The following is a 24,424-nucleotide window of genomic DNA, read 5'->3' on the forward strand; positions in this document are numbered from 1 at the left end:
ACAAATCGGCTCCCTTTTCCCCTCGCCCCCTTGGGGGAGAGGGCTGGGGTGAGGGGGTGACTTTCCTGAGGACGCTACATATCTTCCTCAATATCCAACAGCAGATTCTCCAGCGCCTCTTTATAAGCCCCCGGTTCCTGCCACATCCCGCGCTGCTGCGCTTCCAGCATCCGTTCGGTCATATCCCGCAGCGCGTGCGGATTATGCTCACGAACAAATTCCCGGGTCGCCGGATCCAGCAGATAAGCATCGGCGAGCAGCGCGTATTGATGATCGTCGATCAACTGCGTGGTCGCATCAAACGCAAACAGGTTATCGACCGTCGCCGCCATTTCGAACGCGCCTTTATAGCCGTGGCGTTTGACGCCATCGATCCATTTCGGATTGGCTGCCCGCGAGCGGATCACGCGGTTCAGCTCTTCTTTCAAGGTGCGAATCTTCGGCAGATCCGGCTGGCTGTGATCACCGTGATAACTGGCCGCTGCTTCGCCGCGCAGGCTTTCGACGGCAGCCAGCATGCCGCCCTGGAACTGGTAATAGTCGTTGGAATCGAGCAAGTCGTGCTCGCGGTTATCCTGATTCTGCAGCACCGCTTGCACTTGGCTCAGGCGCTGGACGAATTGCTCGCGGGCAGCCGTGCCTTCATCCGAACCGCCATAGGCGTAAGCGCCCCAGTTCAGATAGACCTCGGCGAGATCCTCGCGGGTTTGCCACAGGCGCCCGTCGATCGCGCCCTGCACGCCGGCCCCGTAAGCGCCGGGTTTGGCGCCGAAGATTCGCCATCCGGCCTGACGCCGCGCGGTGTCTTCATCGAGACCCGATTGCAGCAGCGCCTCGCGTTCGGCACGTACTTTAGCGGCGAGTGGATTGAGATCGTCCGGCTCGTCCAGCGCTGCCACGGCTTGCACGGCGGCATCGAACAGGCGAATCAGGTTGGCGAAGGCGTCGCGGAAGAATCCCGAGACACGCAAGGTCACATCGACACGCGGACGGTCGAGCAGACTCAGCGGCAAAATCTCGAAGTCATCGACGCGCTGACTGCCTGTCGCCCATACCGGACGTACGCCCATCAGGGCCATGGCCTGGGCGATGTCGTCGCCGCCGGTGCGCATGGTCGCCGTCCCCCAGACAGACAGCCCGAGTTGACGCAGGTGATCGCCGTGATCCTGCAAGTGCCGTTCGAGAATCAGCGTGGCCGACTGGAAACCGATGCGCCACGCCGTCGTAGTCGGCAGGTTGCGCACGTCGACCGAGTAGAAGTTGCGCCCGGTGGGCAGGACGTCGAGGCGGCCACGACTCGGTGCGCCGCTGGGGCCGGCGGGGACAAAACGACCGCCGAGGGCGTCGAGCAGACCGCGCATTTCAGCCGGGCCGCAGGCGTCCAGGCGTGGGGCGACGACTTCGCGCAGATTCTGAATGATTGCACTGACCTCCGCCCAACGCGGTCCCTGTAGGAGTGAGCCTGCTCGCGATAGCAGTGGATCAGGTAAATCTTCAGCGACTGACACTCCGCTATCGCGAGCAGGCTCACTTCTACAAGGGGATTGCAGTGTCTGGGAGATCAGTTGAGTGGCGAACAGTTCGAGGCGTTCGCGGGTGTCGCCGGCGGTGCGCCAGGATTCGTTGCTTTGCGCTTGCAGCGCTTCGGGGCACGGGCCGGCCCATGGCTCGGCCAACGCGCAGTCGAGCGGATCGAAACCCAGTTCAAACGCTTTGGCCAATGCCCGCAGCAGGCTCGATTGCGCGCCTTTTCCGTCCCCTCGCGGAATCCGCAGCAAGGCCAACAACGTATCAATGCGCAGTCGCCCCGTCGGTGACTCGCCAAAAATGTGCAGACCATCGCGAATCTGCGATTCCTTCAGATCACACAAATACGTGTCCAGACGCGGCAGCCAGATCGCCGCATCGGCGTCGCTGTCCAGGCCCGCATCCAGTTGCAGTTCACGATCAATCTGCGTGTCGCGCACCAGTTGCAGGATGTCGCGCTGCAACTCACGGGCACGGCGCGGATCGAGCAGTTGCGCCTCGTAATATTCGTCGGCCAACAGCTCCAGATTGCGCAACGGCCCGTAGGTTTCGGCGCGGGTCAGCGGCGGCATCAAGTGGTCGATGATCACCGCTTGCGTACGCCGCTTGGCCTGAGCGCCCTCGCCCGGGTCGTTGACGATAAACGGGTAGATGTTCGGCAGCGGCCCGAGCAGTGCATCCGGCCAGCAATTCTCCGAGAGGCCGACGCCTTTGCCCGGCAGCCACTCGAGATTGCCGTGCTTGCCGACGTGAATAACGCCGTGCGCTCCGTAGGTGTTGCGCAACCAGAAATAGAACGCCAGATAGCCGTGTGGCGGCACCAGATCCGGATCGTGATAGACCGCGCTCGGATCGACCTGATAACCACGCGCCGGTTGAATGCCGACGAAGGTCAGACCGAAGCGCAGACCGGCGACCATCATCCGCCCGTCGCGGCACATCGGATCGTTTTGCGGCGATCCCCAACGCTCAATCACGGCAGTGCGATTGGCTTTGGGCAGCGCATTGAACATGGCCAAATAAGCGTCCATCGCCAGACTTTGCTGGCACGGGCGCAGGTCCATTGTGTCGAGATCGTTGCTGACGCCACCGAGCAATCGCTGGATCAACTCAGTGCCACTGTCCGGCAACTCTGCCGTGATCGGATAGCCCTCGGCTTGCAATGCTCGCAGGATGTTCAGCGCTGCCGCCGGCGTGTCGAGACCGACGCCGTTACCGATGCGCCCATCGCGGGTCGGGTAGTTAGCGAGAATCAACGCGATGCGTTTTTCGCCATTCGGCACCCGCGCCAGATCGATCCAGCGCCGCGCCAGTTCAGCGACAAAATCCATGCGCTCAGGCTGCGCGCGATAGCAGACCACATCGGACTGACTGCGCTCGCTGCGCCAGGCCAGATCCTTGAAGCTGATCGGCCGGCTGATGATGCGCCCGTCGAGTTCCGGCAAGGCAATGTGCATGGCCAGATCGCGCGGGCCCAGACCCTGCTCGCTGTCGCGCCAGCCGGGCTCGTTGTCCTGCGCGCAGATCGCCTGAATAACCGGAATGTTGCGGCGAAACGGCCGCAGGTGCGGCGCTTCGGGGCTGGACTGGGCGAAACCGGTGGTGTTCAAAATCACCCCGGCCTCGACTTCATCCAGCCAATCCTCGACCACCGACAGGCAGCCGGGTTCTTTCAAACTGGCCACCGCGATCGGCAACGGATTAAGCCCCGCCACCTGCAAGCGCTGGCAGAAAACATCGATGAACGCGGTGTTCGCCGCTTGCAAATGCGAGCGGTAAAACAACACCGCCGCAACCGGTTGCTCAGGCAGCCATTGGGCTTGCCAGTCACTCAGTGCAGCGGTGTTTTTAGTCGGGTGGTAAATCGCCGTGCGCGGCAGGGTTTGCGGTTCTTCCCAGACGTAATCGCGGCCGAGCCAACGGCTGGCCATGCAACGGAAGAAATCCAGCGCATTGCCCATGCCGCCCTGACGCAAAAACTGCCAGAGCCGGTCGCGATCCTCTGCGTTGACGGTGCTCAAGTCGCTGAGTTCCGGATCGGGCCGATCATCGCCCGGCACCAGAATCACCTGCACGCCACGCTCGCTCAGTTCAACCAAACGCTCGACACCATAACGCCAATAGGCGATGCCGCCGTGTAACGAGATCAGAATCACTTTGGCGTGGCGCAGCACTTCATCGACGTACAAATCGACCGAAGCGTGATTCTGCACCTGCATCGGGTTGGCCAGACGCAGGCTCGGGTAATCTTCCGGCAACTGCTGCGCGGCTTCGGCGAGCAGCGCCAGGCTGGAGTCGCCGCTGCACAGGATCACCAACTCGGCGGGGGTTTGGCCTAGGTCGGCAATGTTGTCATCCGAGACGAATCCGCCGGGCTGAGTCCTGAGCAGGTGCATGATTTAAACGCTGAGCGCGGCGCGCAATTGCGCTTCGAGTTGCGCGGCGTCGAGTTGCTGACCGATCAAAACCAGGCGCGTGACGCGCGCTTCATCAGCTCCCCACTGGCGGTCGAAATGTTTGTCGAAACGCGTGCCAACGCCCTGGATCAGCAAACGCATTGGCTTGTTTGGAATGGCGGCGAAACCTTTGACACGGAGGATGCCGTGCTTGACCACCAGTTGCGTCAGGGCGTCGAGCAGCAGGCTTTCATCGGCTTGCGGCAGTTCGATGGAGATTGAATCGAAAGCGTCGTGATCGTGGTCATCGTGGTCATCATCGTCTTCACCGTGATGATGGTCGTGATGGCTGTGGCGGCTGTCGATGTGCTCTTCGGAACCGGCGCCAAGGCCGATGAGCACGTCCAGCGGCAGACGACCGTTGCTGGCTTCGATGATTTTCACCGCCGGTGGCAACTCTTCGGCGACTTCGGCACGTACACGAGCGAGATCTTCCGGGCTGGTCTGGTCGGCCTTGTTGAGGATGACGAGGTCGGCGCTGGCCAGTTGGTCGGCGAACAGTTCGTGCAGCGGCGACTCGTGATCGAGGTTCGGATCGAGTTTGCGCTGGGCGTCGACCTGATCCGGGAACGCGGCGAAGGTGCCAGCGGCTACGGCGGGACTGTCGACCACGGTGATCACCGCGTCAACGGTGCAGGCGCTGCGGATTTCCGGCCACTGGAAGGCTTGCACCAGCGGTTTCGGCAAGGCCAGGCCCGAGGTTTCGATGAGGATGTGATCGAGGTCACCGCGGCGGGCGACCAGTTCGCGCATCACCGGGAAGAATTCTTCCTGAACGGTGCAGCACAGGCAGCCGTTGGCCAGTTCGTAAACGCGACCGGTGGCTTCTTCTTCGGTGCAACCGATGGTGCATTGCTTGAGGATTTCACCGTCGATGCCCAACTCGCCGAACTCGTTGACGATCACCGCGATGCGACGGCCCTGGGCGTTGTCGAGCATATGGCGCAGCAGCGTGGTTTTGCCCGAGCCGAGAAAGCCGGTGACGATAGTGACGGGGAGTTTGGCCAGTGTTTTCATCGGTATGCCCTTTGGCAAGCGGCGGGCATACGGGACGAGAACCGGCAACGCACGCGCATGCCTGGAGAGTTCGCCACCGGATCACCCCGCCCGGTTGTAGTGAGAATCTGTGACGAGGCAGGTCTCCTGGCTGACGGCGTTCAGGCGGTGGGCCTGGCGTTTGCTGCGCCTTCCCGCGGGCTCATCGGTTGAGCTGGCAGTGGCGTGGCAGCGAACATCGCCGTTCACAGTTGCGGGGGCAGCCGCGGCATTGACCGCGTTCCCTTCTTAGCTTCGGCAGCGGCCGAAGAACCTCGAAAGCGCAAGGCTACGCATCGTCTAAGGGTGGGTCAATGGGCGTTGAGTTTTGGTTTTTGGGGCGTATCCGTTGCTGTGGGTGCTGCCGCTGGCGGTTTCGCTCTTACAGCGAGTCCCTTTTTCAAACGCCAAAAAGGAACCAAAAGGCTTTGCCCCGGCGTACGGCACTTCGCTGAGGCTCAGTGTTCCCTCGCTACGGTGTCCATCCGGGGGCATCGCCTACGGTTTGCTTCGCTGCACCTCCTCTCGATGAATGCGGCTGCGCCGCACGGCGCTGCGCGCCTACCCCCGGATGAACACCTCCGCTCGGCCTGCCGAAGGGGCAAAAAAGCCAGATCAAAAGCCAGATCAAGAGCCAAAGCCAGATCACGAGCCCCTCACCCTAGCCCTCTCCCGGAGGGAGAGGGGACTGATCGAGTTGTTTGGGCGAGGTACGCCGACGTGCGATACCGCGTCGAACGCGCATTTTGAAAAGCCCAAAAATCGGCTCCCTCTCCCTCGGGAGAGGGCTGGGGTGAGGGGCGAATCCACCACAAAACCAAAGCCGACCACGCTTTGCTCTTCACCACTCAACAGGATGAGCGTTAGCTCGGCTGCAGCTCTTGATCTGTAAGGCGACGTCGGAAGGCTGAGTGGAGGGATTGATCCGGGGGTGGGAGCGCAGCGACCGTTTGGCGCAGCCAAACACAGCGAGAGTAGGTGCAGCGCAGCAAACCGTAGGCGCTGCGCCCGGATCAATCCCGGAGCGAGGGAACCCCGAGCCCCAGCGAGCGGGCCGCACGTAGGAGCAAGCGTTTTTTGCTTACTTTTTGCTGGGCCGGCATTCCGGCGTTTGAAAAAAAGTGAGTCGCCGTAAGGGCGGAACCCTAATCAGCAACACCCGCAGCAACGGATATACACCCACAAAATTGACTAAAATCCCCAACCCATGCTCTCCTACACACCTTGTTACGGGTGCCCTTCACAGGGTGAAACGGGAAACCGGTGAATCATGTGCTTTACTCAAGCCCATGTCAGTCCGGTGCTGCCCCCGCAACGGTAAGCGAGCGAAGCGTCAGATCCACTGTGCCAGTACGGCATGGGAAGGTGACGCTTGCAGGTAGGCCAGATGCCAACCCCTCGTGAGCCCGGAGACCGGCCCGCAACGCACAGTACGCATTTTGCGTCGCTGAACATAACAAACCCGCGGTGGGCGGGCGCTGTTCGAACCCCTGCGTGCTCGACCCGCAGGGGTTTTATGCGCTCTGAATCACCCGCTGACACTCCAGAGGGAAGCGCCATGTCGATCATCAGCAGCACCGGCAGCAACACGGACAAAATCGCCAGCACCACCACCCTGAGCCAACGCCTGACCGCCGCTGTCTTCGCGTCGATTCTGGGTGCCAGCCTGGTCTATTTCGCCGGTTTCTCGCATATCGAAGCAGTGCACAACGCCGCGCACGATACCCGCCACAGCGCCGCGTTCCCGTGCCACTGAGACCTGCCGACATGATCAAGCGAATTGCTCAAACTGCAGGTTTCACTGGCCTGCTGGCCGCCCTGCTCCTCACCCTGCTGCAAAGCTTCTGGGTTTCACCGCTGATTCTCCAGGCGGAAACCTTTGAGAAGGCCGAACCGGTTGCCGAAGTCCACGAACACGCCGCTGGCACCGCTGCGCACACTCATGATACCGAGGCCTGGGAGCCGGCAGACGGCTGGCAGCGCGTGGTTTCGACCACTGGCGGCAACCTGGTGGTGGCCGTGGGTTTCGCCCTGATGCTTGCGGGTCTGTACACCCTGCGCGCGCCGACCAAAACTTCGCAAGGCCTGCTCTGGGGGCTGGCCGGTTACGCAACATTCGTGCTGGCGCCCACTCTGGGCCTGCCACCTGAATTGCCGGGCACCGCTGCAGCCGATCTGGCCTCGCGACAGATGTGGTGGATCGGTACTGCCGCGTCGACCGCTGTCGGCCTGTCGTTGATCGCATTCAGCCGGCACTGGTTGATGAAAATCCTCGGCGTGGCGATCCTCGCCGTGCCGCACGTGATCGGCGCGCCTCAGCCGCAAGTGCATTCGATGCTCGCCCCTGAAGCATTGGAAGCGCAGTTCAAAATCGCTTCGCAGCTGACCAACGTAGTGTTCTGGCTGGCCCTGGGCCTGATCAGCGCCTGGTTGTTCCGCCGCAAAATCGATGGTCAATACCACGCATGACGAATGACAGCGCAGCGCCGACCTTCGTGGTCGGCCTGGGCTGCCAGCGCGGCTGCCCGGCAAGCACGCTGCGCGCGTTACTGGATCAGGCGTTACAGGCGCATCGCATTGAGCTTCATGCGGTGAAGGCTTTGGCCAGTATCGACCTGAAACGCGATGAACCCGGTTTACAGGAACTCGCCGCACAACTGGCGCTGCCATTGCTGTACTTCAGCAGCGAGGAGTTGGCCAGTTACCAAGAGCGACTCAGCCACCGTTCCGAGATCGCTTACGAACGCACCGGTTGCTACGGCGTGGCGGAAAGTGCTGCGCTGGCCCTTGCCGAACAGTTGATTCAGGCACCGGCAAAACTGCTGATTTCCCGGCAGAAATACGCCCAGGCCACCTTCGCATTGGCCGGCGCCGCGTAAAAACCCGATAATCCCCGCCATCGATCATGAGCAATCTTCATCTGAAGCGATTGCTGCGCCTCTTTTTCACAGGATTCTACGATGACCGTCTACTTCATCGGCGCCGGCCCCGGCGACCCGGAACTGATCACCGTCAAAGGCCAGCGGCTGATCCGCAGTTGCCCGGTGATCATTTATGCAGGCTCGCTGGTACCGGCGACGGTGCTCGAAGGTCATCAGGCTGACACGGTAGTCAACAGCGCCGAATTGCATCTGGAACAGATCATCGAACTGATCAAAACCGCCCACGCAAAGGGTCAGGATGTGGCGCGGGTACATTCCGGCGATCCGAGCCTGTATGGTGCGATTGGTGAGCAGATTCGTTATCTGCGCGAGCTGAATATTCCGTTCGAGATCATCCCTGGCGTGACCGCGACGGCCGCGTGTGCGGCGTTGCTGGGCGCGGAGCTGACGCTGCCGGACATTTCACAAAGCGTGATTCTGACGCGTTATGCCGATAAGACCGCGATGCCAGCGGGTGAGGAACTCGGCAGTCTGGCGCAGCATGGTGCGACCATGGCGATTCATTTGGGCGTTAATCATCTGGACAAGATTCTGACGGAACTGCTGCCGCATTACGGCGCTGATTGCCCGATTGCAGTGATTCACCGGGCGACGTGGCCGGATCAGGATTGGGTGGTGGGGACGCTGGCGGATATTGCCGGGAAGGTTGAGGCCAAGGGGTTTCGGCGTACGGCGTTGATTCTCGTCGGGCGGGTATTAGGGAGTGAGGTGTTTAGCGAGTCATCGCTGTACCGCGCGGGGCATGCACACCTTTACAGACCCTGAAAGCAAAAGATCGCAGCCTTCGGCAGCTCCTACATTGGAATGTGTTTCCCTGTAGGAGCTGCCGAAGGCTGCGATCTTTTGATCTTGTGGCACCAGACAAATGCACTCATCACGGGAAAATGCATTGCCTGGTTTGTGACGGCTTCGCAGTGAACACCTTACTTAGTAGTAGGCGTTTTCTTTCTGCGTGTGGTCGGTCACGTCACGAACGCCTTTCAGCTCCGGAATGCGCTCAAGCAAAGTACGCTCGATGCCTTCCTTCAAGGTCACGTCCGCCTGGCCGCAGCCCTGGCAACCGCCACCGAACTGCAGCACGGCGATGCCGTCTTCAACTACATCGATCAGGCTGACCTGACCGCCGTGGCTGGCCAGCCCCGGGTTGATTTCGGTTTGCAGGTAATAGTTGATGCGCTCGTTGACCGGGCTGTCGGCGTTGACCATCGGTACTTTGGCGTTTGGCGCCTTGATGGTCAGCTGGCCACCCATGCGGTCGGTGGCGTAATCGACAACGGCGTCATCGAGAAACGCTTCGCTGAAGTGATCGATATAAGCGGTGAAGCTTTTCAGCCCCAGCGCGGTGTCTTCAGGTTTTTCTTCGCCCGGCTTGCAGTAGGCAATGCAGGTTTCGGCGTACTGAGTGCCAGGCTGGGTGATGAAGACGCGGATGCCGATGCCCGGGGTGTTCTGCTTGGAGAGCAGATCAGCCAGGTAATCGTGGGCGGCGTCGGTAATGGTAATAGCGGTCATGGAAACTCCTCGCAGGCTTGGGCGCAGTTTACGCCAATCGTTGCGCCGGACAAAGTCCTAGTATTTTTGTCGGGAAAGATTCTCGTCAGGCTCATCGTCGATTCGCGCCTTGAGCCAGCGATAGCTGCGTTTTTCTACCCATTCGTAGCTCAGCCATGAGCCGACGCCGATCGCCAGCGCGCACACGACAAACATCAAATACGGGTTGATGCCATAGCGTCGCGCGATGAAACCGCCCGCCGACAGCACCAGAACGTGCATGAGATACACCGAATACGAACAATCACCGAGCAGCTTGAGCACACGGCTGCGCTCGACATAACGCTCAAGCGAGATACACGCCATCACCAACACCGCACTCGGTACACCCCAATTGAGCAGCCTCGGCGCCGGTGCCAAATGATAAATCGCCAGCAACGCCGCGACGATGGCCGTCAGTGGCAGCCACAGTCCCGCACCGATCCAGCCCCGGCGATAGAGCATGCCGATGCCGATCCCCAGCAGAAACTCATAGACAATGTCCGAACGGTAAAACTCGCTTATCCAGCCAAACCCGGTCCACGCCTGACTCACAGCAAACAGCGACGCCGCGACTACCAGCAGGCGCACCTGCAGGCGGAACAGCAACGCCCAGGCAAACAGCAGGTAAAACAGGATTTCGTAATTCAGCGTCCAGCCGACATTCAGCGTCGGATAGAAGCCGTAGCCGCCGGGGTTTTCCGTGGGAATGAACAGCAACGACAACAGCAGATGGTTCCAGTCCACCGTCTGATCCGGCAACAGCGGCTGGGCGAACACCACCAGCAGCGCCATCAGCACGGTGTACAGCCAATACGCCGGGACGATGCGAAACAGGCGGTACAGCAGAAAGCGCGCCGGCGGCAGCGGTTTGTTTTCGGTCGAGAGGAAAATCACCAGACCGCTGATGACGAAGAAGATATCGACGCCCACCGCGCCCTTGTCGATGAACAGCTGCCCGATGGGCCCACGCGCCTGAAAGTCGAAGAAGATCTGCATGAAGTGATGGCAGACCACCGTCCACGCGGCAATCGCACGCAGGGCCTGCACTGAAATCAACATTGCCCGCTCCCGATCACAAGTCCTGAAACCACCGCAGATCCCTTGTAGGAGTGAGCCTGCTCGCGATGGCGGCGGCACATTCAACATCTCCAGTGCCTTATTCTCCGCTATCGCGAGCAGGCTCACTCCTACAGGGGTTTTGCGGTGTCGCTTGAAGTTGGGACAGCAAGCCTGCCGCAAACGATCAAAGATTCTCGTAGCGGTTCATGTCCAGCACGCCCTCTTCCACCGGGTCGGTTTCGTGGATGTACTGAGTCAAATCGTGGAAATAGAACCAGAATTGCGGATGACTGCGGCGAATTCCCCAGCGTTCGACGATTTTCTCGAAACGGTTGGCATCTTTGGCGTTTTCCATTGCATCGACAAATTCAGACACCTGATCGGCAGGGATGTTGAAGATGAAGTTCGGATAACTGCTGAGCACGCCCGGGAAAATGGTGATCGTGTCCAGTCCAGGCTGATAGCGCAGCGACTCACCGAGCAGGAACGCCACGTTGCTGTGTGCACGATTGCGCAGCAGGCTGTAGACCTCGCGTTTGCCGCTGGCGGTTTCGACGCGCAGCATCGTCGCTTCCGGCAACTGATCAATCACCTTCAAACCGGCCGCCGGGCGCGAAGTCAGGCGACTCAAGGCCTGTTCGGCATTTTGCAGCGCCGGGTCGATATTCGGCCGCGAGCAGTAAGCGCCGTCGCAGCGATTGATCGGATCCGGCCGCGCATTCAAGTCGCCGTAACGCGCCAGCAATTGCATGGCGAAGTCGTATTTCGGGTCTTTTTCGTCGAGCTTCAGCGCAGTCGGCTTATCGTCGTCAATCGCTTCGTAATCGAGCCACATCTTGAACTGGCCGCTGTTCTGGTACCAATCGTCCAGATAGTCCTCGCGCGAATCGGCCGGCATCAGGCGCAGGAAATTCTGCTCGGCGCCGTTGCGGATCAAGTCGAAATACAGGCGAGTCTGCGCCTGGTGGGAGACGTTACCGAACACGTCGAAGTTGACCGCCAACTGGTAATAGGTGCGTTCAAGCAGCGGGTAGTCGAACAACCACATCGTCTGCGGCACTTCGCCGATCAAGCCCTTGGTCACCGAAGCACTGTCAAAGTGGCGGAAAATGCTCAGCAACGCGTTGTCGTTGCCCGCCCACAGCGTCGACCAACTTGGCGCAGGGACTTCGGCATAGCTGTCGCGACGCAACGCCTCGTATTCATTACGTTTGTCGCGATAGTTGTGCCACAGGCTCAGCACGCTGCCGACGTCGTCGTTCTGCCCCGGCATCGCCGGCAACGGCGTGGCCTGGCCCCGATAGTTCGGATCGGTGATGTACAAGGCGTGTTCCGGCGCCTGGAACAGCGCCCAGAAGTTGTCGCGGATTACGTCGGTCGCGATCTGCCCACGGCACACGGGTCCACGAATAAAGGTGCGGACAAAGTATTCGGCGTTATCGAGCATGAACTGATAACGCGCCTGCGCCGGAATCGCTTCAAACGTGGCGAACGGATTGGCGCGGCTCTGCGGGCCGTAGCCCGGCAAGGCATTGACCTGCCAGTTGCCGCTGTAAAACAGGCTTTTGACCCGCGCCATCTTCGCCGCGCTCAGCGGGTAGGTGATGTGGGTTTTGTGCACGATCACCCCTTGCACCGGCCACAAGCGGTAATACACCTGCGTACCCGGATCGTCGTTCGGGCGGCGGGTGGCGATCAGGTCGATTGGCTGGCCAGTCGGCGTGCGCGAACGCACCCATTGGAAGTAATGCCCCGGCTCGCCGTCCTTGAAATAAAGGTGCGCGAGGAACAGGTGTTCGTACAACCAACGGCCAACCAGGCTTTCGCGGGCACCGGGGCTGTTGAACAGATTTTCCCACTGGACGATTTGCAGGGATTCTTTCGCGCTCGGCGCCAGGCCTTGTTCGTCAATCGGCGCACCAGAGGCGAGCCAGCGTTGCAAGGTCTGGTATTGCTGATCGGTCAGGCCAGTGACTGCCAGCGGCATGCCTTCTTTCGGGTGCGCCCCGGCGTAACCCTCGAATTCGGCGGGCATGGCGCACTGGTTTGCCCGATTCAGACCCAAGATGATGTCTTCGGGAAGTTTCGCGTTAGGCGTCAGCGGCGTCTTGTGCCCCAATTCCAACATCCGCGCCATCAACGCCGCTTGGCTGCCTTGGGCGTCGAGTACCGAATAGAAGTCCTTTTGCTGCCAGGCGCGCTTGCCGAAGGCGTCGTAAAACAATCGGGTGGTCGGCGCCGCGACAGTGCGCTCGCCGTCATACACCGGCATTTTGCTCGCACCACGGGCTGCGCCCTCGCCACTGCCGAGATTGAGCTGGCAGGCGGAGTCGTAGCAGGCGTGGCAGGCCACGCACTTCTCGGTGAAGATTGGCTGGATGTCGCGGACGTACGAAATAGAAGGGGAAATCGCAGGTGCAACCGCTGGCTCTTGCGCCATGGCGCTCCAGCTGAGAAACAGCAACACAAAACCAATGACGCGGTAAGACATGCTGCTGATCCCGAATTTTTAAAAAAACGCCGCGATTCTACATTATGACGACCGTACCAACATGAGTGATATTCATGCAAAAGCGCCACATGCTCTAAAACCGCACAGGTTTGTTATGATCCCGCTCCTTCGTAATGGTCTTTCCGAGTAGTCCAAATGTCCGATCGCAGCGTCCGTCTTCAAGCTCTCAAGCAAGCTCTCAAAGAGCGCATCCTGATACTCGACGGCGGTATGGGCACGATGATCCAGAGCTACAAGCTCGAAGAGCAGGATTATCGGGGCAAACGCTTTGCTGACTGGCCAAGTGACGTCAAGGGCAACAACGACCTGTTGGTGATCACTCGTCCCGATGTCATCGGTGGCATCGAGAAAGCCTATCTGGATGCCGGCGCCGACATTCTCGAAACCAACACCTTCAACGCCACGCGCATTTCCATGGCCGATTACGGCATGGAAGAACTGGCCTACGAGTTAAACGTAGAAGGCGCACGTCTGGCGCGCAAGATTGCCGACGCCAAGACCGCCGAGAACCCGGCCAAGCCGCGTTTCGTTGCCGGCGTGCTCGGCCCGACCAGCCGCACCTGCTCGCTGTCGCCGGACGTCAACAACCCGGGCTACCGCAACGTCACCTTTGATGAGCTGGTGGAAAACTACACCGAAGCCACCAAAGGCCTGATCGAGGGCGGCGCCGACCTGATCCTGATCGAAACCATTTTCGACACCCTCAACGCCAAAGCCGCGATCTTCGCCGTGCAAGGCGTGTTCGAAGAGCTGCACATCGAACTGCCGATCATGATTTCCGGCACCATCACCGATGCCTCCGGCCGCACCCTGTCGGGCCAGACCACCGAAGCGTTCTGGAACTCCGTTGCACACGCCAAGCCGATCTCGGTAGGTTTGAACTGCGCCCTCGGCGCCAGTGAACTGCGCCCGTACCTGGAAGAGCTGTCGAACAAGGCCAGCACCCACGTTTCCGCGCACCCGAACGCCGGCCTGCCGAACGAATTCGGCGAGTACGACGAACTGCCGTCGGAAACCGCCAAGGTCATCGAAGAATTCGCCCAGAGCGGTTTCCTCAATATCGTCGGCGGCTGCTGCGGCACCACGCCGGGGCACATCGAAGCCATCGCCAAAGCCGTCGCCGGTTATGCGCCGCGGCAGATTCCGGACATCCCCAAGGCTTGCCGCCTCTCGGGTCTGGAGCCGTTCACCATCGATCGCAGCTCGTTGTTCGTCAACGTTGGCGAACGTACCAACATCACCGGTTCTGCAAAATTCGCCCGTCTGATCCGTGAAGACAACTACACCGAAGCCCTGGAAGTCGCCCTGCAACAGGTCGAAGCCGGCGCGCAGGTGATCGACATCAACATGGACGAGGGCATGCTCGATTCGAAGAAGGCCATGGTGACCTTCCTCAATCTGATCGCCGGTGAGCCGGACATCTCGCGCGTACCGATCATGATCGACTCGTCGAAATGGGAAGTGATCGAAGCCGGCCTCAAGTGCATTCAAGGTAAAGGCATCGTCAACTCGATCAGCATGAAAGAAGGCGTCGAGCAATTCATCCATCACGCCAAACTGTGCAAGCGCTATGGCGCCGCAGTGGTGGTGATGGCGTTCGACGAAGCCGGCCAGGCCGACACCGAAGCGCGCAAGAAAGAAATCTGCAAACGCTCCTACGACATTCTGGTCAACGAAGTCGGCTTCCCGCCGGAAGACATCATCTTCGACCCGAACATCTTCGCCGTCGCCACCGGTATCGAAGAGCACAACAACTACGCTGTCGACTTCATCAACGCCTGCGCCTACATCCGCGACGAACTGCCGTATGCGCTGACCTCGGGCGGCGTGTCCAACGTGTCGTTCTCGTTCCGTGGCAACAACCCGGTGCGCGAGGCGATCCACTCGGTGTTCCTGCTGTACGCGATTCGCGCCGGTCTGACCATGGGCATCGTCAACGCCGGTCAACTGGAGATCTACGACCAGATCCCGCAGGAACTGCGCGACGCCGTTGAAGACGTGATCCTCAACCGCACCCCGGAAGGCACCGACGCCCTCCTCGCCATCGCCGACAAATACAAGGGCGACGGCAGCGTCAAGGAAGCCGAGACTGAAGAGTGGCGCAGCTGGGAGGTGAACAAGCGTCTTGAGCATGCGCTGGTCAAGGGCATCACCACGCACATCGTTGAAGACACCGAAGAATCGCGCCAGTCGTTCGCCCGCCCGATCGAAGTGATCGAAGGCCCGCTGATGTCCGGCATGAACATCGTCGGTGACCTGTTCGGCGCCGGCAAAATGTTCCTGCCGCAAGTGGTGAAATCCGCCCGTGTGATGAAGCAGGCCGTGGCCCACTTGATTCCGTTCATCGAACTGGAAAAAGGCGACAAGCCGGAAGCCAAGGGCAAGATCCTCATGGCGACCGTGAAAGGCGACGTGCACGACATCGGCAAGAACATTGTTGGTGTGGTGCTCGGATGCAACGGCTATGACATCGTCGACCTCGGCGTGATGGTGCCGGCCGAGAAGATTCTGCAGGTGGCCAAAGAGCAGAAGTGCGACATCATCGGCCTGTCCGGTCTGATCACGCCTTCCCTTGACGAGATGGTCCATGTTGCTCGCGAGATGCAGCGTCAGGATTTCCAGCTGCCGCTGATGATTGGTGGCGCGACCACCTCCAAGGCACACACGGCGGTGAAAATCGAGCCGAAATACAGTAACGATGCGGTGGTCTACGTGACCGACGCCTCGCGTGCGGTCGGCGTCGCGACACAGCTGCTGTCCAAGGAACTGAAGGCCGGTTTCGTCGAGAAGACGCGCCTGGAATACGTCGATGTGCGCGAACGCACCTCGAACCGCAGCGCGCGCACCGAACGCCTGAGCTATGCCGCCGCGATCGCCAAGAAGCCACAGTTCGACTGGGCGTCTTACCAGCCGGTCAAGCCGACATTCACTGGCAGCAAGGTGTTGGATAACATTGATCTCAAGGTGCTGGCCGAATACATCGACTGGACGCCGTTCTTCATTTCCTGGGACCTGGCCGGCAAGTTCCCGCGCATCCTTGAAGACGAAGTGGTCGGTGAAGCCGCCACCGCGCTGTACAAGGACGCGCAGGAAATGCTCGCCAAGTTGATCGACGAGAAGCTGATCAGCGCCCGCGCCGTATTCGGCTTCTGGCCGGCCAATCAGGTGCATGACGACGATATCGAGTTGTACGGCGATGATGGCCAGCCATTGGCAAAACTGCATCACCTGCGCCAGCAGATCATCAAGACCGACGGCAAGCCGAACTTCTCGCTGGCCGACTTCGTTGCACCGAAGGACAGCGAAGTGACCGACTACGTCGGTGGTTTCATCACCACCGCCGGCATCGGCGCCGAAGAAGTGGCCAAGGCCTATCAGGACGCTGGCGACGACTACAACTCGATCATGGTCAAAGCCCTCGCCGACCGTCTCGCCGAGGCCTGCGCCGAATGGTTGCACCAGCAAGTGCGTAAAGAGCACTGGGGTTACGCCAAGGACGAAACCCTCGACAACGAAGCGCTGATCAAAGAGCAGTACAGCGGCATCCGCCCTGCGCCGGGTTATCCGGCCTGCCCGGATCACACCGAGAAAGCCGCACTGTTTACCCTGCTCGACCCTGAAGCCGCCGAAATGCGCGCAGGACGCAGCGGTGTGTTCCTCACCGAGCACTACGCGATGTTCCCGGCCGCAGCAGTCAGTGGCTGGTACTTCGCCCATCCGCAAGCGCAATACTTCGCCGTGGGCAAGGTCGACAAGGATCAAGTGCAAAGTTACACCTCGCGCAAAGGCCAGGAGCTGAGCGTAACCGAGCGCTGGCTGGCACCGAACCTCGGTTACGACAACTGATCACTCGGCTCAATCCCGGCGCCGGTTTAACCGGCGTCGGGAGCGGCGCATGCAGTTCATGCGCTGGATGGATGACTTGAAGCGCCGGATACAGGTGTTCTTGCGGCATTGATTGCATCGATCTCCTGCTGCGAAAGCTCGATCATCTTCACGTTGCGTTCGGCCGTACGGTCGAACAACCGGCTCAAGTACTCGGGATCGTCGGCGCTCAGGCCGTCATCTTTGCCGTCGTCAAGCAAGTGTGACTCTTCCAGTTTCCTGAAGTCCTCGGGGAACTTCTCCTGAAGGTACTCCACCCAGTAATCGCGCTGAATCAGATCTTCGAGAAACTTGTCGGACCGCTCGGCGTTGCTGACTTCTGTTCGCGCCTCCACCAGTTGTTGCGGGCTGACGCCCGAAGCATAGGTCATGTTTTTCGGCTGCCCCGGCAACTCCAGGCCATCCTCCCAGCCGGCGGTCAAACCGATTCGATAACCCAAGCGCACCTCGGCCTCATCGAAACCACTGCGTGCTGCCGCCGCTTTTGCCAATTCGTCGACTTTGTCCAGGCGAAACAGTCGTCGCGACAGACTCAACAACACCCCACCTTTTGCGTCTGATCGACCTGACGGTAAATCCAGCAACGCGTTATGGGTGAACACCTTGGTTTCCAGCCCGCTGAAGGTAAGGATGCGTCCATCGACGCAGGTTCCGTGGGTGGTAGCCCCGGCGAAAATCACCTCCCTGAGTTCGGTATCAGCCGCGGCCGCTTCCATGACGGTCCATACCCGCCGTGTCAGATCCGCGTTGGCCACCCTGAACTCTCGGGTGTCCTGCAGTCGCTCAAGCAGATGAAAGAACGCCGCGCTGTCCGGTTCAGCAGCCAGTTGCTCCCAGAGCGTATCCCGAGCCGCCAGTTGTTCAGGAGGAAGATTGGCAAGCCATGGGGCTTTGTATTGCGCCTGCGACGGATCGATAGGTAGGGTTTCGTCGGATTCAATGCTGTCAGACGTTTCGGTCAAGCCGCCGGCGGCATCGTCAACCATCTCTTCGAGATCCGTGCGTGAAAAACCCAGTACCCGATGGCGCTCACCTTCCGCCTGATAGGCCCTGAGCCGCACGAGGCTTTCTTCGGACAAGTTGTAGTTGTCAGTCAAGTCTGTACCGTTCATCAATTGTTCGTGGCTACCGTCAAGTGCGTCGTCGGGCAGCGTGGTGATGTCGTTACGGCTCAAATTGAGCGTGCGCAGATGCTCCGACTCCAGCGCACCTTCCGGCCATGCGTACAGATTGTTGTTGCGCAAATCGAGAGCTTCCAGCCGCCCGAAATAGTTGACATCGAAGGACTCGAGGTTGTTGTAGCTCACATCCAGCCAGGTCAGGTGTTCAAGCCCGGAAAGCGACTCGTACAAGCGTTCGGGATCGTAGAGACGGTTGCTCGACAGTTCCAGACGCTCCAGCGCAGACATGTTCCGGATCGACTGCGGCAACGCTTCCAGTTCATTGCCGCCAAGCTCCAGAGTCCGTAGCTCGGTAAAGGCACCGAGAAAACCGTTGGCGCCCTCGACAGTCACCCTTGTGCCGGTCAGGTTGAGCGTGCGGACATGCGCAAAATCTTCCGGCAATGCCGGTATGTCTCCCAGTTGCAAACCGTTCAGGTTCAGCACGGCTTGCGTCACACCTTCCATGTTGGGCAACCTTGCCCGCCAACAGGTGAGAACTCTCCAGGCCGCCAGACTGCGGGTTTGCGAAGAGACAACCCAGTCCGCACCGCGAATTTCGCGGGTGTAGAGCCAGCCATTGAGTCGCCGCACCAGCGTTTCGAAAGTCTGGTTCCAAGCGCCGATACGAGCAACTATTTCGGCATCCGTCGCTCCGCTACTGCGCATCTGGCCAATCAACTGCGAAGCCTGTTCGGCAGTAAAGGCCGGCTGCATACGCTGAAGAATGTTGATCATCAGCGTTTCACCTTCGCCAACTGCCGCCTGGGGAAGTGGCAGCAATTGCCTGGCAATGGAGAGTCCGCTCTCTGCTGGTGGAAAGGTCAGCGGGACCGGTTCATCGGCAAATGCTTGCAGCGCACCTTCGGGCAGTCCGATTTCAAACTCGATACGCTGTTGCGCAGCTCGCAGCGCAACCGTCGTTGCTGGCGACAAAGGATTACCGGACAGATTGCTGTTGATCAGCGCATGACTGTCCAGCAGGGTCTGTGGCAGCGTGGTGATGTTGTTATTGCGCACATCCATCCAGGTCAGTTGAGCCAGATCTTCAGCGCCCGCAGGCCACGCTTGCAGATCGACGTTGCGCAGATTGAGCGCTTTCAAGCGCGACAAGCCACCGACGTTCAACCCGGTTAACGGGTTGTTATGCAGGTCCAGCTGTTCAAGCGCCGGGAACGCCTCCAGGCTTGACTGCAACTGCTCAGTGTTCACCAACAGATTGTCGGAAAGGTCCAGCCGGTTCAGCCTTGCCAGGCTGCCAGGTTCAATCGGCAACGCGTGCAGGGCGTTGTCACTCAGGTCGAGCGTTTGCACTTCTTGAAAGGCGCTGACGAAATCGCGCAGTTGCAAGGCATCGACGCGCTGGCCCAGCAGAAGCAAGGTACGCACATGAGAAAACGCATCGGCAGGCAATTTCGGCAGCTCGCTTAGCATCAATCCCGATAAATCAAGGGTCGAAGCGGAAACCGTCGAACCGTATCGCTTGAAAAGCCCTTTGCGCCAATTGCTCCTGATGGCATGGATGGCGTTGGATCGCCCGATTACTTCCCTGAGCGTTTCCTGATAGGCCATGCCCTTTTGCAGCCACTCGCCGAGCTGTTTGTCGAGCGTTGCAAACTGCTCGCTCAGGGCTTCGATTGCGGCGTAGCGCTGTTGTTCATCAGGCCATTGCTGGAAAAACCGCTCGAAGATACTTTGCGCCGCCTGGCTCAGGCCTTCGCCCAAACGCTGCAACTCGCCTTTGCAGTAATCGCGGACCATCGCTTCGCGGTCTATAAGGTGCGCGGGCAGTGTCCTGGCGTACTCGTAGGCGACCTTGAAGTTTTCGCGGGAAAATCTCGACCAGTCCAGTGACAATCCGGACCATAACTTTTCGTGCCCCTTGAGCAACCCCTCAGGCAAGTTACTGATCCCGGTATCCTTGAGACTCAGTCGTTCGAGCTCCGGCAGTTCAAGCACGCCGGTCGGCCACTCCAGCAAGGAGTAGGCGACGATCTCCAGCTTGCGCAGCTTTTGCAGGTGACTGACGTTGAATGTGATCGGCTGGTAGCTTGCAGAACACACGGTCAGTTCTTCAATCCGGACCAACATGCCCAACCGTGCAGGCATGTCAGCGGCAAACGGGACGGCGCTGTAAAGCGTCAGACTTTTCAACGCCGGCATCCCCTGCAAGATTTGCGGCACATTGCTGAACAGTTCGCTCGTCGCATTGATGCGCAAATTTTCCAGGTTCGGGAAAACAGCCAGCAGTGAGTCGGCATTCGCATCCGTGATGCAGCGGCCGCGTACGCTCAACTCACGCACATGCGAAAAGTCCGCAGTCAAGGCTGGTAACGGTTCATCACAGATCAATTCCAGCTGTGCATAACGCGGATGGTCCTGCGCCAGCGGTGACTCGCGCCAACTCTGTTTGATATTGCGCACGACGCTCGCTCTGCCACCGATCAACGATTGCAGCGAGAGTTCTGGCGTCGACTCGCCCTGCCATTCGGCGAGTGTCGAGTCGAGCTCTTGCCATTCACGCATGCGCCTTTGCAGAAGCTCGTAGATCTGCAGGTCAGTCTTTCCCGACGCCAGCTGCTGAAGAATGAAGCCGCCCGCTTGTTGATCGGTGAGGCCCGGATAAACATTCTGCACCCGTGTCACCAGCAGTGGATTGACGCCCTGCCCGCGTCCACTGGCGTAGTAACCGAGGCCATGACCGGGCACTCGCAGCGCCGGTTTGAAGCGTTTGCCGGCGCCATGACGCTTGCCGGCCAAGTGAGCCAGTTCAGCACGATACTGATGCACGTGATCAATCACCAGACGACGCAGGGATGCACTCTGACTGACGTCAGCAAGCCCCAAGGCCTGACGGGATGTGTCGGGCAAGGCATGCATGACCGAAGAAAAAAAATTATCGCCTTGCCGAGCAATGCCATTGAGCTCCTCTGCGCGTTCGTTGAAGGCCTGATAGGAGGGCCCCTGCTTGACCAGGTATTTCAGTTGCCGCGAGGATTCGCTGCCGACACTATCGATCAAGGGTCCGTGAGTGCTGCCCTCGCGTACCTCGAGACGCACATCGTCTGACCAGCCAGGCAGTCTTTCGAGTACGCGCAACGCGAGCCACTGACTCCCGGATGCGGCCAGGTTCTCCATGTGTAACCCGACGACCGCATGATCGAAGCGCCTGCCTTGAGCGTACCCGCGCGACTCTTCAAGCAACCGCAACGGCAACCGCCCGCCTGTTTCCAATCGCGCAAGCTCTTCGGCATTGGCCTGCATGCATACCCTGATCGCTGCAGAACTGCCGAGCCCGGGCGTGGCCTTTTGTAGCCGGCTGATCCACGGTGCCTGCAATGTCGGTTCGGCATAGAGCTGCTCGAACATTGTCGGTTGACGGGTTTTCAGGAAGTCCACCAATTGCGCTCTGAACTCGACGGGCCGGTTTGCGCTGATGCGGGCCGCTTCAGATCCCAGCAGGCGGACTACTTCCTGCTCGTCCAGCGCCTCAAGAAGGATGGCGGGCATTTGAGCAGTCAGCACATCGGCGCGGGCGATCTGAATCGGTGCCTTGATAGCGTCACCTGGAAAAAGTGACGCGTCACCATGCTTGACACTCGCGCCTGACAAACCCGGGCCGTCGAAAACCTCAAGCACGCGCCCGGTGGGCCATCGAGGCATTTGTGGCAGCAATGACAATGTCAGCAGGAAAGGTTCATCAACGGTGGAACCGTCCTCAATGTTCTCGATGATCCGGCTCACGGCCTGGTCAGCCTCGAACAGGCGCAATGTATCGGCCAACGCCAGTGGCGCAGGCGAATGGTCCAGATGCATCTGGCGCAGAGCATCATCACTGACACCGCTGAGATCCGCGATGTTGAGCAATTGCTCATCGGAAAAGGCCTCGGTGCAATGGCCGATACGCCGCAGCAGCGTCAATCGATCCCAGGTCAGCGGTCGCTCGAAGGTATGTCGCCAGGCGCCCAGCCGGTTGTGTTCGAGAATGGGCCGATAGGCTGACGCGTCAGTCGGATGGAGAATGCGCCATTGTTTCAGTTGTTCATCAAAGGCCGTTTGATACACCTTGCCCTGCTGACGAATGTAGGTCTTGCCGTTCAGTCGATGCAGGCCTTGCGCATCAGGGACAGACGCGGCGGACGGCCCGTCTGTGCTTTCATAAGGCGCAAGATCAGGTGCCCACAAACGTGGCTTGCCGTCGAGGCCTTCAATGGGCTCGGCCTTCTCGATCACCGGCACCGATTTGGCTGCAGTCAATCTGCCCAGGCCCTTGCCTGCACCTGCCATTACTCCGATCAGCGCGAGGTTTTCTGCAACATCGACCAAGTGTCCCTTGGCCGCCTGGCGATCACCTTCAGTCCATTCGATAGCACCCTCGAACGACTCATACAGCAATTGCCCGGCCATCACCGTCATCATGATCTCGCCCAGCACCGGTACGAACATCGACACCATGTTCAACGCGAGCATGCCGAATTCCAGCAAGTGATTGAGCCGTTTCGCCCGCACGCTCGCGTCGACATCCGCGGTCGGTACGGCGCGGGCACGCGCATCGGCGATGAATTTGTCGCAATGCTGTTCAAAAAGGTACTGCCACAGATCGGTATTGGCGGCCCAAATGCCTGCCACGCCGTTGCGCACGATACCGAACGGATTGAGATAAGGATCTTCCTCTGGTTCACGCTTGCCCTGGTGCTCGGGCGGCAGTTCCTTGATCTGCGTGAAAACCGAGACCGGCGGGAACATCTGGACGACTTTTACCCAGATCGAACGTAACGGGTCTACCGGTGCATCCGCCGCAGGCCGGGTGAATTGACTGAAGTAATAAGGGCGGTCGGCATAGGTGAAGAACTGACTGAAAAAACGCTGGTAGGCCGTTGCCGGCTCACTCGACGGCGAAGCGTCCCGTGCAGTGAACTTGCGTTTGAAGACTTCGCGCATCTGCGCTGAGGTGTAGCGTTTGAGGGGATGTTCCGGGTCATGGGGGATGTAGACGATGAAATCGTTGGTGTAGCGATACTGTTCGCTGATGCTGAACACCACGCAGCCGGTCATCCGGCGTTTCATCAGGCTGAGGTCGCGAAACCATACGGATTTCTTGCCCAGGCGCGGGTGGACTTCGCCATCGACGACAGACAGGAGCATTCGATAGTCGTCTGGCTCGATGTCCTTCTTCAGCAACGCCAGTTCAGCGGCTGCGCGCATCGCGGTTTTCTGGCTGCTGATGAATTGCTCACGCAATGTTCCGCTCGACTGGAAAAACGCTTTCACACGCGTCTGATAGAGCGCGCCGATATCCAGTGTTCGACACAGCGAGAGAAACTGGCTGACAGTGATATTGAGTGTCACCGCCTGGAACGTATCGGCGGTCGAAGCGGCGACGAAAAATCCGGATTCGCGATGAAAGGCCCCCTCCTCGCATTCCGCCGCTTCGAAATTGTGCAGGGCGGCTTGCAGCATGGAGAGCTTCAACACTTCGAAGGTCGACACTTCGATTTCCAGCACGCTGACTTGCAACGGATGCCGGAGACACAGCAGGGTTTTGTTGACGTCGAGCTCGACGCTGAATCGGTCCTTGAGCGCTTTGAGCAGCTGAGCCTCGGCGAATGCTTCGATGCTTTCAAGCGCTGCCATGCTCTTGTCCAGTCGCGACTGGGCAAGAAAGCCTTCGGTGATGTGCGCTTGCAGATTGCGCCGTTGCTCGTCGGACAGCGCCTGGTACCAGTCTGGTAGTTGCGTGTCCGCGCTCTTGATATGAGCGCGGCGCTCGGGGCTGGCGTCGATCAACCAATCGGGGACCATCTGCTCGATACGCTTGCCGTGAAGACTGGCGCTGGCCAGCGTCTGCTTATCGAGGTTCAACGGAGGGTTGGAAGACTGCGCAGCTGCGGGCAGCGTCGGGGGATGAATGGTCATTCTGTCGCTCCTGAAAAGTGGAACGACAGGACACCATTCCTGGCGGGGCGAACTGCGGTACATAGTTATCGCATCGGCGATGAGTTGTTACCAATCGCTTCAGCTGAGCAGCGCACGGCAAGGGCACTCTTCGGTGAATTGACTATGCTGTCTGGGACACACACGCAGACGGGGGATTTATGGACGATCCAGTCGACAACAAGCCACCCAGCTTCTGGCAGATGCTGCACAGCGTCATGGCCGCGGCGTTCGGGGTGCAGAGCGGAAAAAACCGGGCGAGGGATTTCACCCATGGCAAACCCGGCTATTTCGTCATTTTGGGCATTCTGTTCACGGCGGTATTTGCCTTGACGCTGTTGGTCATCGTCAAAGTGGTGCTGCATTTCGCCGGGGTTTGAA

The 24,424-nt window shown here is 59.7% G+C and carries 12 protein-coding genes and 2 riboswitches; of the genes, 6 read left to right on the forward strand and 6 right to left on the reverse strand.

What is annotated here, in order from left to right; genetic code table 11:
- Positions 1–74 precede the first annotated feature (74 nt).
- Both cobN and cobW read right to left on the reverse strand, forming a co-directional pair.
- Positions 75–3,923 carry a cobaltochelatase subunit CobN gene (gene cobN / locus AK821_RS14330; RefSeq protein ID WP_064390274.1) on the reverse strand — a complete coding sequence of 1,283 codons (3,849 nt, stop codon included), beginning with the start codon at positions 3,921–3,923 and terminating at the stop codon, positions 75–77.
- A gap of 3 nt (positions 3,924–3,926) precedes the next feature.
- Complete coding sequence (gene cobW, locus AK821_RS14335) at positions 3,927–5,000, reverse strand: cobalamin biosynthesis protein CobW (protein ID WP_064390275.1); 1,074 nt, start codon at positions 4,998–5,000, stop codon at positions 3,927–3,929.
- Positions 5,001–5,099: 99 nt separating this feature from the next.
- A riboswitch (cobalamin riboswitch) is annotated at positions 5,100–5,311 on the reverse strand.
- Positions 5,312–6,232: 921 nt separating this feature from the next.
- Positions 6,233–6,454: riboswitch (cobalamin riboswitch) on the forward strand.
- Positions 6,455–6,576: 122 nt separating this feature from the next.
- On the opposite strand from cobW, the gene AK821_RS14340 reads away from it, so the two are divergent.
- The 4 genes from AK821_RS14340 to cobM all read left to right on the forward strand — a co-directional run bounded on the left by AK821_RS14340 (position 6,577) and on the right by cobM (position 8,725).
- The gene (locus tag AK821_RS14340; protein ID WP_064390276.1) at positions 6,577–6,774 is read left to right on the forward strand and encodes a CbtB domain-containing protein; all 198 of its coding nucleotides are present in this window, start codon (positions 6,577–6,579) and stop codon (positions 6,772–6,774) included.
- An 11-nt stretch (positions 6,775–6,785) separates the two neighbouring features.
- Complete coding sequence (locus tag AK821_RS14345; protein WP_064390277.1) at positions 6,786–7,487, forward strand: CbtA family protein; 702 nt, start codon at positions 6,786–6,788, stop codon at positions 7,485–7,487.
- Positions 7,484–7,897, forward strand: coding sequence for a cobalamin biosynthesis protein (locus tag AK821_RS14350; protein WP_008080473.1), 414 nt, complete (start codon positions 7,484–7,486; stop codon positions 7,895–7,897). The genes AK821_RS14345 and AK821_RS14350 overlap by 4 nt, the downstream gene beginning before the upstream one ends.
- Positions 7,898–7,978: 81 nt before the next feature.
- Positions 7,979–8,725, forward strand: a complete 747-nt coding sequence (cobM, locus tag AK821_RS14355; protein WP_064390278.1) for a precorrin-4 C(11)-methyltransferase — start codon at positions 7,979–7,981, stop codon at positions 8,723–8,725.
- Positions 8,726–8,887: 162 nt separating this feature from the next.
- On the opposite strand, the gene nfuA is transcribed toward cobM, so the two are convergent.
- The 3 genes from nfuA to AK821_RS14370 all read right to left on the reverse strand — a co-directional run bounded on the left by nfuA (position 8,888) and on the right by AK821_RS14370 (position 13,043).
- Entirely contained in the window at positions 8,888–9,472 is a 585-nt protein-coding gene (gene nfuA / locus AK821_RS14360) for a Fe-S biogenesis protein NfuA (RefSeq protein ID WP_007912592.1), read from the reverse strand.
- Between the two features lie 57 nt (positions 9,473–9,529).
- Entirely contained in the window at positions 9,530–10,552 is a 1,023-nt protein-coding gene (locus AK821_RS14365; protein ID WP_064390279.1) for an acyltransferase family protein, read from the reverse strand.
- A gap of 184 nt (positions 10,553–10,736) precedes the next feature.
- Entirely contained in the window at positions 10,737–13,043 is a 2,307-nt protein-coding gene (locus tag AK821_RS14370) for a fatty acid cis/trans isomerase (RefSeq protein ID WP_064390280.1), read from the reverse strand.
- A 156-nt stretch (positions 13,044–13,199) separates the two neighbouring features.
- On the opposite strand from AK821_RS14370, the gene metH reads away from it, so the two are divergent.
- The gene (gene metH, locus AK821_RS14375; RefSeq protein ID WP_064390281.1) at positions 13,200–16,910 is read left to right on the forward strand and encodes a methionine synthase; all 3,711 of its coding nucleotides are present in this window, start codon (positions 13,200–13,202) and stop codon (positions 16,908–16,910) included.
- A 56-nt stretch (positions 16,911–16,966) separates the two neighbouring features.
- Here the strand turns inward: metH and AK821_RS14380 are convergent, their stop codons facing one another.
- The gene (locus AK821_RS14380; RefSeq protein ID WP_082355445.1) at positions 16,967–24,025 is read right to left on the reverse strand and encodes an NEL-type E3 ubiquitin ligase domain-containing protein; all 7,059 of its coding nucleotides are present in this window, start codon (positions 24,023–24,025) and stop codon (positions 16,967–16,969) included.
- Between the two features lie 179 nt (positions 24,026–24,204).
- On the opposite strand from AK821_RS14380, the gene AK821_RS14385 reads away from it, so the two are divergent.
- On the forward strand, positions 24,205–24,423 hold the full coding sequence (locus tag AK821_RS14385; RefSeq protein WP_064390282.1) for a DUF2970 domain-containing protein: 219 nt from the start codon (positions 24,205–24,207) through the stop codon (positions 24,421–24,423).
- The last annotated feature ends 1 nt before the right edge of the window (position 24,424 follow it).

The organism is Pseudomonas sp. RIT-PI-r (assembly GCF_001297015.1).
Lineage (GTDB): Bacteria > Pseudomonadota > Gammaproteobacteria > Pseudomonadales > Pseudomonadaceae > Aquipseudomonas.